Consider the following 11,730-nt stretch of genomic DNA (forward strand, 5'->3'; position numbering starts at 1 on the left):
ACGGCCGGTAGGTAGCGCAGCAGGGAGCCCCGCAGGTTACGCCTCGATCACATCTCGGCGAAGCCCTTGCGGTCACATCAAAACTATCTTGATAGGGAGGATGGCATGGCATCGATTTTCTTTTCGTACACGCACGTCGACGAATCGCTGCGCGACCAGCTCGAGGTTCACCTTTCGCCGCTGAAGCGCGAAGGTCTCATCACGTCTTGGCACGACCGGCGCATTGTAGCCGGCGACAACCTCGATGATGCTATCGACAAGCACCTCGAGGAAGCAGACATCGTACTGCTGTTGGTCAGCGCGAACTTCATCGCATCGGAATACTGCTACATGACCGAGATGAAGCGTGCTTTCGAGCGTCATGAAGCCGGAACTGCTCGCGTGATTCCCGTAATTCTGCGTGCTTGCGATTGGCACGCAACACCGCTTGGAAAGCTGAAGGCTGTTCCGCGGGACGGTCGTCCGGTGACGTCTTGGCCCAATCAAGATGAAGCGTTTACTGATGTCACGAAAGAGATTCGGACTGCCGTCGCCGAGCTCGCGCGGACAACAGCATCGAGCCCGCGCGTCGCACCGATGGCCTCTCCGCCCTCTCGCCCGGCTCCCGCGCCCGCGTCGAGCAACATCCTGCCTCGCTCAAGCAACATGCGCGTACGGCAAGAGTTCTCAGACTTGGACAAGGACACCTTCGTCTCCAAGGCGTTCGACTTCATCACTCGCTTCTTCGAGGGCTCCCTTGAGGAACTCGAAAAGCGGCACGGCCAGTACCAAGGGCGGTTATCCCGTATCGACGGCCGTCGCTTCACGGCAAGCATCTACAAGGACGGAAAGAGCATTGCACAGTGCAGCATCGCCCATGGCGGAGCTTTCGGTGGAAACAGCAATCGCGAGATTACCTACTCGAATCAGGTTTCCTCGCACTCCAATGGTTTCAACGAAGCGCTCACTGTTGCCGAGGACAGCCAGACCCTTTACTTCAAACCCTTGATGAACGCCAGCCGGGGAGCATCGGACAAGCTGTCAGACACGGGGGCTGCCGAGTATTTCTGGTCGATGCTGATTGAACCTCTTCAACGCTAGTTCCTAGCAACTGCAGTCGGATGTGCGTCATCGGCATACTTCGGCTGCACCGCCCTTCGAGCAAGCTCCTCGATAGCGCGCTGGCAATCGAGAACGTTACGCCGTTATCAGCAAGGGCAGCCCCAAACTCCCATCCCGGGTTACCGGCGCTTGCGTCTCGATTCCTCCTCATCGCCGTCTAACCATGACTTTGGCACAAGCTTGATTCCGTTCCGCCATTCCTGCACAAAGTGAACACCGTTCTCACCTTCCCAAAACTGTTGTCCGGCATGGTCAAGGACAATCACCTGAAGGTGGTCTCGATATGCCGCGGGCGCTGCTCCGAAGGTTTTGAAGAAACGCTTCACCGCTTCAGAGTCCTCATCAGGGACCTGGTAATCGTCTTCGATATTGCTGTCCGTCAGCCGCCTCGGAAAATAGACTTGACTCGGTTGGTCGAGCACTAGCAAGCCGGGGACTGGAGAATGCTTTTGCTTTGAAAAAAGAAAATGGAGTGCCAAAAGAGCTGCAACGTGGTAAGTGAGCCAGTTTGCGCCACTGCCCATTTGCCACAGGTAGTCGAAGCCATCGGCTTCGTTACCAATCTTGACCGTCAGTTCTTTGATGTCGAGTTGCACTGCTGCGTTGGGGTCCTCGGGGTCGAGGGATTTGGCAATCTGCACCATCCACTTTGAAAGTTTCCGCTGAACGTTCTCCAGGCGCCCGCTATAGGAATGACCAGCGAGTTCTTTCTGCAATACGTCCATGCGATTCAACAGCTTCTCGAGCTCGCTTTTTGTGCCTTTATTCTCTCGGCCCTTATAGACATCTAGCGCTTGCTCCAGCGCTCCCAAAAAGCGGGCGGCTTGCGTGACCAGCAATTTTTGCTGCCGCACTCGCTGGTTTCGAGCCTCAATCCCCTTCTTGCTGACGGTAATAGCGCCAAGCTTATCTATCAGCGCGCGAAGCTCCTTATCCAAGTCAATCCAATCTCGGTCATAGACCGAGGGGGCGCGGGCCACACGCCGCGCTTCAGACTCGACAACTACAAGAGCATCAACAAGCGTCTCAACCTTCTCTTCTTGGCCATTGAGCGACTGACTGCACACTGGGCACGACGCGCCCTCCACCTCGTCCGTATGAGTTCTAAGCCACCTCGACAACCCCAACCGCTGCTGTCTCGTTTCGAGCGATAGCTCGAACTGCTTGACTGAAGCGCGCAAGTCGGAAAGACGGCTCATCCGATGTCGAACTTCAGCAATCTCCGCGTTCAACTCAGCCTCTCGCTTCGTGAGCGTCCCGTACTCGTCAACAGCTTTCGCGATGACATCGGCATTCGGGACTGGGTCAGGCAGGTTAGCCATAGTTAGCGCGGAGAGGGCATCCAGTATTTCCGGCTCTTGTGCATCTCTCAATGAATCAACAGGCAGAAATCCAAGCTCGTATGCCTCAGCAACCCAGTTCGACAAATTTGCCGTCCAGGTCGCCGAGGCCTTCTCATACGCCGCCAGTTCCCTCTCAAGCACGCGTGCATCTCTTCGGAGGTTCTCATACTCCCATTGCTTTTCAAGAATTTCCGGCGTCGTTACGCCCAGAACATACGGGAAAATAGCCCGCAGCTTCTCTCGGTAAACTGTCGTGTCTGCCCGATAGAAGAGCACGTCAGGATTTGCGACTAAGTTCTGCGGCTGAAAGCAAAAAGCCATCAGATCACGGAAACTCGGCCTCCCTGCAAAGCCACTCGTCGTGTTCTGAGCATCGGTCCCAAGCCGCGTCAGCCGAGCCAGTCGGTCCAATCTCGCCTTGACCTTGTCGACATCCGTGTTTGCCACGGGAACGTCTAGAGGCGTCTTTCCCTCCTCGACTTCTTTGATATGCATCTCGGTGGGTTTCGGCTCACGGCCCGGCTCAGGCCGAGCGAGAAGTATCAGCCCTTCGTCCGTGTCTACCACGATGCCAAACCAAGCTACTGACTCTCGGATGGTGCCCACCGGGATTGCACAACGCTCTGACGCCAAGCAATAGTCGATGATTGGAATAATCGATGATTTCCCAGTTTTCGAAGCGCCCGTGATGATGTTCGCCATGTTCCGAGCGAACGGCACCACTTGAGGAGCAAGCCCGGGTTTACGCGGCCACAGTATGAGTTCGATGATTTGCAGCTTCAATCTACAGCTCCAAACGAAAAATGAAGCAAAATTCCCGCAACGACACGCCTGCGGCCCAACGTCCGAGCTTCTCAGCTGCCTTCATTAGCTTTTTGGGCATCGCACCATCCAGTGCCGGTGGCTCAGTGGTACGCGATCGATAGCTAGCATCTTTGGGCTCGACAGAAACCAGTCCCGCGCGCACCGCTATAGCAAGACTCTCGCCAGAAAGGCCGCGCATGGCTAACACATTCAAGTGTGCCGTCGAGGCGATTGACTCATCATCTGTCAACTTTTCCTCGATTTTGCGTAATCCCTTCGTGGTCCTTGAGATGACCTCAAAAGTTGACATATTGAGGAGCAAGGGAACCACCAAGAACGCATATGGAAGCGGCACCGCCGCGTCTGACGCCGCACTAAACGCACGGCCAAACTGCCATATTAGTGCAGCTCCAAGTCCGGGATTTTGGACTTGCCACATTTCTCTCATGAGCATACAGAAACCTATTCGGCAGAGTTGTCAACGAGCGCCTTCCAATCAGGATGCCATCCAATTTTTGTTTCGTTCGCAATTTCGTGGAAGCTCCCACGAGAAAAATACGATGGGACATCAATCGCTTGAATTCGCATCTCCTTCTTCATGCAAAGGACAAGCAGCTTTATTCCCCGCCGAATAGGTGTCATATCTGCATCGAGCTCGACTTCAAGGGCCGTTTGTGTCCAGTGATCATGCAGCTCCTCCACAAATGGCCCAAGGCTATTCGGATTGAGATACCCACGAGCGGCCCATGACGTCCGAGCCGACGAGGCTCGCATGAAATCTTGTATGTATTTCTCGATATGGCTCTCACTGAGAGCAAGCAAGTTAAGTTGACGCACAAACATCGAACCAGCCAAGTGCTCGTCAATTTCGCTCCTCAGCGGCACAAACTGGTGCTCAGGGAATGCCTTCAACGCCCCCAAGACGCGCTCGTTGACAATGATTCGATGCTCCCTGAACGCATCGTAGGAAATAGCGACAACTCGACGTGCCTCGATCTGCTCCATGACTTGGGTCTTAGTCCAGCCAAGGAGGGACTCAGTAACTTCTTTGACGTGCTCGTCGCGGACGCTCTCGGCAATGATGCCTCGTACCTCGTTGACAGGAGATGACGTGCCTTTTTCGACGGAAAAATAGACCACGATAGAAGCGATGACGGCATCGTCATTGTCAAAAACCCGACAGAGCTGCTTGACGAGTGAGCCAGGACTATCGTCGCTGGAATCCTCCGATTTTCCTTCTGCAGCATCACGGTCAGTGGCTCTGCCGCTCTCTTTGGCCGTTTTCGTGGCTTTGCGGGCCATTTTTTGGTCGGCCCCTGCCTTCAGCTCATCAGCGAAATGTTCACGGAGTTTTGTTACCAGCCGGATAGCGTCCTCAGTCTTATTGCAGTGGTGAAGTTCATCTGCAATTGGTCCGTCGTACGGCTGGACGACATACAAAACATAGGCAGCTGCCGCCGGCAGCGTGCCATCGCGTCTCGCATCGATCCAGTTCGCGATGGTCTTCCAAAGCGAGGCGGCCCTATCGGCAATCGGGTTGTAGGTGAGTCCGCTCTTATCTTCTTCCGATAGGACTCGGCCGTCTGCAGTTTGAGTAGAAACATCGCCCACATGCTCGAACGCAACGACATCTCCTTTGCCCGCGCGCAGAAGATGCCTTAGAACCCGAACTTCCTGAACCAAGATGCCGTACGCTTGGCCAGGAACTGAAGGGCTCCTCTTCGCACGTGGCTTTTTTGCAACCTTCGGTTTCACGGTCATGCCAGAACTCTCACGAAAGCATCTTCCCTAGTATGAGGCAGGGGATGCCTTTTCCTTATGAACTAACAGACATGTGGCTTCCTCACGCAATCCCGCGACAACTCGCTCTTCCACGGAAGAACCTTCGCTCAGTGCGCCACAGTGCTGAAGCAACACAAATCGCACGCCCGGTAACAAAATGCGAAATCGTGTATGTACGAAGCTTTGAGTTTTCAGTCTCTTGGTATATGAATGCACGCGACATGAACCGCACCGGGAATCGTGGAGGCCGGTTGGTTTAAGTTAATGCAGGCACTTCAGCAGCATTTCTGAGTTGCCTGTAGTAGTTTGCCTCAGCTTCGGCAGGCGGGATATAGCCGAGCGGTTCCATCAGCCGATGATGGTTGTACCAGGCGACCCATTCCAGCGTTGCCAGTTCGACGGATTCCCTCGTTTTCCAAGGGGCGCGCCGATGAATCAGTTCCGTCTTGTAGAGACCGTTGATCGTTTCAGCCAGCGCGTTATCGTAGCTGTCGCCACGGCTGCCGACGGACGGCTCGATACCCGCCTCGGCCAAACGTTCGCTGTACCGAATGCTGACGTATTGAGCCCCCCTGACGCCCTTCTAAAGGTCAAGGGGTAATTTGAGTCTGTGCAATCTTGAGGTGGCATTGCTGGATTACGTAATAGACCTCCCTCGCGATGTAGCGCTTCAGGCAGCGGATCGCTTCGAGCTTCGAGTGCCCCTCGCTCACGCGTTTGGCCACATAGGCTTTTGTGCGCGCGTCGGTTCTCAAGCGACCGATGGCAATGATGTGCAAGGCGCTGTTGGCTGCGCGATCCCCTCCGCGATTCAGTCGATGTCGCGTCACCTTACCGGAAGAGGCCGGGACCGGACTCACGCCACAAAGGGCGGCGAAGCTAGCCTCTGACTGAAGTCGGTCGCTGTTGTCGCCGGCGGTCAGTAACAGTTGCGACGCCGACTCGTAGCCAATCGAATTCCGCGAGACAAGGTCGGGGGCAAGTTCGTCCACGAGCATCGCGATCATGACGTCGAGGTCAGCAATCTCGTCGTGCAACTCCAGATATCGACGTCCCAGCGACTTCAGTGCAATTCGGCAGGCAGAGGTCAGGTTCCGATAGTCGGACAGATCCGGACGCCACGCCGCCAATGTTCGGACGAGCTGCATCCGTGTCATCGCGCGTAGTGATTCACGTAGCTCATCCGGCGCACTGATGATGGTACTGTGGATCAGCTGCAAAGCAACGCGACGCGCCGAAATGGCCGTCTTCCGGCACACTTTCAGAACGCGCAGCGATTCGATCATGCCATCGCGCGTCTTGGGTGTGACCGTACGCACGCCGGCGAAGGCAGCGTGAGCGGCGTTGTAGGCATCCAGCGTATCGTCCTTGCCACGTTTGCGCCGGTCGCTTCTATCCGGCGCGGTGACCTCCAGCACAGTTACATGGGCTTGTTGGAGGTAGCGCAATAAGCCGGCGCCATAGCTTCCGGTGCACTCGACGCCCACCCGGACGAGTTCACCGAATGAGCGCATCCAAAGCAACATCTGCTTGTAGCCGTGCCGCGTGGTTGGGAACGATTCGCTGCCGAGAATGCGATCATGTTCATCAACGACAGCCGCAAAATGCAGATCCTTGTGCGTATCAACGCCGCCTACGATGCTACGACGGCTAGCAGTAGCCAGTTCTTCTGTCATACGGCCTCGCTCCGGTTACCGATGGGTATGGGCGATCTCACCAATAATCGAGTACCTGGACAAGACAGTAAAGTGACAGGGCGTCAGGCCCTTCTTGAGTCACACGTATCGACGAGATGAAATCTCGCCGTTCGGCAGTTCCAGAGGACCGACGGGTCAGGGGAAAGACATTGAGTCGATCGGAATGTGGGTCAGGTCGCCTGGAACGCTCTACGGCACCAGACCCTCCCGAAAGCCGCCTGTTTCAAAATGGTGATTGTCCGGAAATATCTGGTACGCGTATTCTTACTATCGGAGTGGTGTATCAAGGTCCCATCGTCGCCCGGTTGGCGCGCGTACAGCGCCTGTTCGAGCGCATCCAGAACGAAGTCCGTGCTCATCGACGAACTGACGCGCCAACCGACGATGCGACGGGCAAACACGTCGATCACGAACGCCACGTACAGCCAACCCTGCCATGTCGAGACATAGGTGAAGTCAGACACCCAAAGCTGATTTGGGCGCTCAGCCTTGAACTGCCGGTTGACCCGGTCCAGCGGGCGCGGGGCGCTCGTATCGGGATTCGTCGTGCGAACTCGCTTGCCGCGAACTGTGCCTCGCAAGCCCTGCAGCTTCATCAGCCGCCCGACCGTGCAGCGTGCGACCACAATGCCCTCTCGGTTCATCTGCTTCCAGACCTTCGGCACACCGTAGACCTGCATGTTGGCCCGCCAGACACGCTTGATCTCGGGTTGCAGGACCTCATCGCGTTTGGCACGAGCGCAGCGTTTGGACGGATCACGAAGCTGCGCAGCATGGCGTCGGTAGCCCGACGGGGCGATCCGCAATACCTTGCAGATCGGCTCGACCCCGAAGGTGTCGCGATGCTGATCAACGAAGGCCTTCAGGACTTGAATCGGCGGTCGAGCTCCGCCTGGGCGAAAAACGCGCTCGCCAGCTTGAGAATCTCGTTGGTACGGCGCAGTTCCTTGACCTCACGCTCCAGGGCCTTGATGCGTTCACGCTCGGCCGTGCTCACGCCATCACGTTCCCCACGATCGATCTCCTCGCGCTTGACCCAATCCAGCAGCGTCTGCGGCGTACAGCCGATCATCGGCGCAATCGATTCGACCGCCGCCCACATCGACGGATGTTCGCTACGCTGCTCACGTACCAGACGCACTGCGCGCTCCCGGACTTCCGGGGAAAACTTGGTTGCCTTCTTGTTCATGGCTCGATTCTCTCAAGAATCCGAGCCTCCACAAAATTCGGTGCGGTTCAGTATTGATGTTGCCAAAGCCAAGCTGGATTGCTGCCTGCTGGACATGACAAACGGCAAGCGTAGTACGAAGGTTGTTGCCAATAGCCGCGCCGGCCTAACCGATCTGTTGGGCTGGTTGGACAAGAGACACACCGAGCCGAGCCACGTACATGTCGCGCTCGAAGGTACCGGCGTCTATCACGAGATGGCCGCGTGTGGCCTGCACGATGCCGGGCTCTCCGTGTCTGTCGTTAATCCTGCGCAGGTGCGTGCTTTTGCGACGGGAATGGGCGTGCGCACGAAGAACGACATTGTAGACAGCCACGTGTTAGCGCGCTTTGCGATGCACGCACGGCCAATGCGCTGGAGTCCTCCAGCGCCCGAGGCTCGCATACTTCAAGCACTGATGGCGCGCCGTGAAGCGCTTGCACAAGATCTTCAGCGTGAGCGCAACCGGCATGAGAAAGCGGAAATCACGGCTCCAACGGCGCTAGTCCTGCATTCGATTCTCGAGACGATCGAGTTTTTGGAGCGCCATTTAGCCAGCCTGCAACGCGAGATCGATGATCACATTGCTGCCCATCCGAGCCTTAAAGCAAACTTGATGCTGCTGCAAAGTATCCCGGCAGTTGGTCCTCAGGTAGGCCGCACGCTGCTTGCCATCATGCACGCGCGCCACTTCGATTCTGCAGAACAACTTGCGGCGTATCTCGGCCTGGTGCCGGTGCAAAGGCAGTCGGGATCGTCGATCCAGGGCCCTTCACGTTTATCGAAGGCCGGACCGGCCAAGGTACGGGCAACTCTCTACATGGCGGCCGTCGTCGCTAAACGCTATAACCCCCACATCAAGACATTGTGTGAACGCTTGGCAGCGCGTGGCAAATCCACCATGTCTATACTCGGCGCTGCAATGCGTAAGCTTGTGCATCTGTGTTTCGGCGTTCTGAAGACACGACAGCCTTATCGGGCGAACTACGTCGCAATCGCTTGACGGGCAAGACGGTATCTCCACAAAACTCGGGGCGGTTCAGCTCTTGAACCTACTCGTGTCGTTTACGACATCTGTAGGGTGAAGGCACACATTTCCTTGGACAAACTTGGAAGCGAATTTGGTGGGCCCGGCGGGGTTCGAACCCGCGACCAATCGATTATGAGTCGACTGCTCTAACCGCTGAGCTACAGGCCCTGACTAAGACGCGATGGCGTATCGCATTGGCGCGCGTCCGCCGTTGCTATCGGGGACGGCATTGTACCGAACAATGGGGGAGAGAAGCACCGCCGCCGGCAACTGCAGCCGGCGGCGGCGCGGGACGCTGATGCCGATCAGTTCCCTTCGAGGAACGATTTCAGCTTGTCCGAACGGCTCGGGTGGCGCAGCTTGCGCAGCGCCTTCGCCTCGATCTGGCGGATCCGCTCACGCGTGACGTCGAACTGCTTGCCAACTTCCTCGAGCGTGTGATCGGTGCTCATCTCGATGCCGAAACGCATCCGCAGCACCTTCGCCTCGCGCGGCGTCAGCGAATCGAGCACGTCCTTCACGACGTCACGCATGCTCGCGTGCAGCGCGGCATCGGCCGGAGCAACCGTGTTCGAATCCTCGATGAAGTCGCCGAGATGCGAATCGTCGTCGTCGCCGATCGGCGTTTCCATCGAGATCGGTTCCTTCGCGATCTTCATGATCTTGCGGATCTTGTCCTCGGGCATCTCCATCTTCTCGGCGAGCGTCGCCGGATCGGGTTCGAGGCCGGTTTCCTGCAGGATCTGACGCGAGATCCGGTTCATCTTGTTGATCGTCTCGATCATGTGAACCGGGATCCGGATCGTGCGCGCCTGGTCCGCGATCGAGCGCGTGATGGCCTGGCGGATCCACCACGTCGCGTAGGTCGAGAACTTGTAGCCGCGGCGATATTCGAACTTGTCCACCGCCTTCATCAGGCCGATGTTGCCTTCCTGGATCAGGTCGAGGAACTGCAGGCCGCGGTTCGTGTACTTCTTCGCGATCGAGATCACGAGACGCAGGTTCGCCTCGGTCATCTCGCGCTTGGCCTGGCGCGCCTTCAGTTCGCCGGCCGCCATCTGGCGGTTGGTTTCCTTCAGGTCCTTCAGCGGCAGCACCACGCGCGCCTGCAGATCGAGCAGGCGTTGCTGCTGTTCATGGATCGCCGGGATGTTGCGCACCAGGATCGCGCTGTACGAATGGCTTTCCGACGCGACCTTCTCGGCCCACGTGAGATCGGTCTCGCTGCCCGGGAAACGCGCGATGAATTCCGAGCGCGGCATGCCGCACTTGTCGACGACGATGTGCAGGATCTGGCGCTCGACCTGACGCACCTCGTCCACCTGCGCACGCAGCGTGTCGCACAGGCGCTCGACGGTACGCGCGGTGAAGCGGATCGACATCAGTTCGTTCTGGATCGTTTCCTGCGCCTTCAGGTAGGACTTCGACTTGTAGCCCTCCTTCTCGAACGCGCGGCGCATCTTGTCGAACCACTCGCTGATCATCGCGAACTTCTCGAGCGAGGCACGCTTGAGCGCCTCGAGCTGGGCGGCGTTGGCGGTCGCCTGGGCGGCGCCGTCGTCGTCTTCCGCTTCCTCGTCCTCGCTCGCTTCCTCTTCGTCCTCGTCGGCTTCCTCGGCCTCTTCCGCTTCCTTCGCGTTGAAACCGTCGGTGTCCTCCGCGTTCGGATCGAGCAGGCCGTCGACGAGCTCGTCGACGCGGATCTCGTCGTTGGCGACGCGCTCGGCCATCGCGAGGATGTCGGCGATCGTGGTCGGGCACGCGGAAATCGCCATCACCATGTGGCGCAGGCCGTCCTCGATACGCTTCGCGATCTCGATTTCGCCCTCGCGCGTGAGCAGCTCGACCGTGCCCATCTCGCGCATGTACATCCGCACCGGGTCGGTCGTGCGGCCGAACTCGGAGTCGACGGTCGACAGCGCGACTTCCGCCTCTTCCTCGACCTCGTCGTCCGACGACGCGGCGGGCGCGTTGTCGTTCAGCAGCAGCGTTTCCGCGTCGGGCGCCTGCTCGTACACCGCCACGCCCATGTCGTTGAACGTACCGATGATGCCTTCCAGCGCTTCCGTTTCCGTGAAGTTGTCGGGCAGATGGTCGTTGATTTCGGCATAGGTCAGGAAGCCGCGCTCCTTGCCCAGCTTGATGAGCGCGCGCAGCTTCACGCGCCGCTCCTCGAGCTCCTCGGCCGTGCCGGGCTGGCTCGTCGCGAACGCTTCCTTCAGCAGCAGCTTTTCCTTCGCGCGGCGGTCGCGCGCCTTGGTCGTCTTTTCCTTGCCCGCTGCAGCGGCCGTCGGCTGCTCTTCGCTCTGGGTTGCGTCGTCATCGACGGATACTTCGTTCAGCTTTTTCGTCATGGAGTTCGCCGTACCGGCTAATTCGACTCGCGGCTGCTGGACAACAGCCTGTTGAACCGTGGATGCTTGAGTAGTGCGTACTGCCGTTTCGTCCGCGGCGGCAGCCGCTGCCCTTGCGCTATTCGCACTGATCCGTCTCGCCGGCGGCCTTGCCGCCGCACGCGATTCGGATTTCGCGACAGCTCGTGATGCGCGAGCCGTCGGCGCCGGCGCAGCCTTCGCGGTGCCGGCCACGGTGCGTTTCCTGCCAGCGGGCGACGCGCCGGACACTGACTTGGCGGAAGAAGCAGATCTGGCCTTCGTGACCTTGCCGGTCGGCTCGTCGGAGCCCTTGCCCACTGCTCTTTTCCCGCTTGTCGTCTTTGCCATTGCGAATCTCGCCTCTGTGCTTAGAAAACAAACCGCTGAAAAC

Annotated in this window: 7 protein-coding genes, 1 tRNA gene, 2 pseudogenes and 1 other annotated feature; of the genes and pseudogenes, 2 read left to right on the forward strand and 8 right to left on the reverse strand. The window is 58.1% G+C overall.

What is annotated here, in order from left to right:
- Positions 1 to 105 precede the first annotated feature (105 nt).
- On the forward strand, positions 106 to 1,080 hold the full coding sequence (locus tag bpln_RS28510) for a toll/interleukin-1 receptor domain-containing protein (RefSeq protein WP_055140700.1): 975 nt from the start codon (positions 106 to 108) through the stop codon (positions 1,078 to 1,080).
- Between the two features lie 140 nt (positions 1,081 to 1,220).
- Here bpln_RS28510 and bpln_RS33410 read toward each other — a convergent pair whose 3' ends face one another.
- The 6 genes and pseudogenes from bpln_RS33410 to bpln_RS34660 all read right to left on the reverse strand — a co-directional run.
- Positions 1,221 to 3,227 (reverse strand): DUF3732 domain-containing protein, encoded by a 2,007-nt coding sequence (locus bpln_RS33410; protein ID WP_063891348.1) that lies wholly within the window; start codon positions 3,225 to 3,227, stop codon positions 1,221 to 1,223.
- Between the two features lies 1 nt (position 3,228).
- Complete coding sequence (locus bpln_RS36300) at positions 3,229 to 3,702, reverse strand: three component ABC system middle component (RefSeq protein ID WP_148654216.1); 474 nt, start codon at positions 3,700 to 3,702, stop codon at positions 3,229 to 3,231.
- Between the two features lie 8 nt (positions 3,703 to 3,710).
- The gene (locus bpln_RS36305) at positions 3,711 to 5,009 is read right to left on the reverse strand and encodes an ABC-three component system protein (protein ID WP_148654217.1); all 1,299 of its coding nucleotides are present in this window, start codon (positions 5,007 to 5,009) and stop codon (positions 3,711 to 3,713) included.
- A 277-nt stretch (positions 5,010 to 5,286) separates the two neighbouring features.
- Positions 5,287 to 5,604, reverse strand: a pseudogene (locus bpln_RS34655) (integrase core domain-containing protein); the annotation flags it as partial.
- 16 nt (positions 5,605 to 5,620) lie between these two features.
- Positions 5,621 to 6,706 (reverse strand): IS110 family RNA-guided transposase, encoded by a 1,086-nt coding sequence (locus bpln_RS28520; RefSeq protein WP_042624057.1) that lies wholly within the window; start codon positions 6,704 to 6,706, stop codon positions 5,621 to 5,623.
- A gap of 290 nt (positions 6,707 to 6,996) precedes the next feature.
- Positions 6,997 to 7,916, reverse strand: a pseudogene (locus tag bpln_RS34660) (IS3 family transposase); the annotation flags it as partial.
- Positions 7,519 to 7,635, reverse strand: a sequence feature (AL1L pseudoknot). (Overlaps the previous pseudogene by 117 nt.)
- Here bpln_RS34660 and bpln_RS34665 point away from each other — a divergent pair.
- Positions 7,915 to 8,937 (forward strand): IS110 family RNA-guided transposase, encoded by a 1,023-nt coding sequence (locus bpln_RS34665; protein ID WP_082465473.1) that lies wholly within the window; start codon positions 7,915 to 7,917, stop codon positions 8,935 to 8,937. The pseudogene bpln_RS34660 and the gene bpln_RS34665 sit on opposite strands and share 2 nt — an antisense overlap.
- A 119-nt stretch (positions 8,938 to 9,056) precedes the next feature.
- Here bpln_RS34665 and bpln_RS28540 read toward each other — a convergent pair.
- Both bpln_RS28540 and rpoD read right to left on the reverse strand, forming a co-directional pair.
- Positions 9,057 to 9,132 (reverse strand) — tRNA-Ile (locus bpln_RS28540).
- A gap of 137 nt (positions 9,133 to 9,269) precedes the next feature.
- Positions 9,270 to 11,687: an RNA polymerase sigma factor RpoD gene (rpoD, locus tag bpln_RS28545; RefSeq protein ID WP_080937468.1), complete on the reverse strand. Its 2,418-nt coding sequence runs from the start codon at positions 11,685 to 11,687 to the stop codon at positions 9,270 to 9,272.
- Positions 11,688 to 11,730 lie beyond the last annotated feature (43 nt).

The sequence above is a fragment of the Burkholderia plantarii genome, from assembly GCF_001411805.1.
GTDB lineage: Bacteria > Pseudomonadota > Gammaproteobacteria > Burkholderiales > Burkholderiaceae > Burkholderia > Burkholderia plantarii.

Coding starts and splice junctions, on each gene's coding strand:
- bpln_RS28510 (WP_055140700.1), top strand. CDS start 106: ATGGCATCGATTTTCTTTTCGTACACGCACGTCGACGAATCGCTGCGC.
- bpln_RS36300 (WP_148654216.1), bottom strand. CDS start 3,702: ATGCTCATGAGAGAAATGTGGCAAGTCCAAAATCCCGGACTTGGAGCT.
- bpln_RS36305 (WP_148654217.1), bottom strand. CDS start 5,009: ATGACCGTGAAACCGAAGGTTGCAAAAAAGCCACGTGCGAAGAGGAGC.
- bpln_RS28520 (WP_042624057.1), bottom strand. CDS start 6,706: ATGACAGAAGAACTGGCTACTGCTAGCCGTCGTAGCATCGTAGGCGGC.
- bpln_RS34665 (WP_082465473.1), top strand. CDS start 7,915: ATGGCTCGATTCTCTCAAGAATCCGAGCCTCCACAAAATTCGGTGCGG.
- rpoD (WP_080937468.1), bottom strand. CDS start 11,687: ATGGCAAAGACGACAAGCGGGAAAAGAGCAGTGGGCAAGGGCTCCGAC.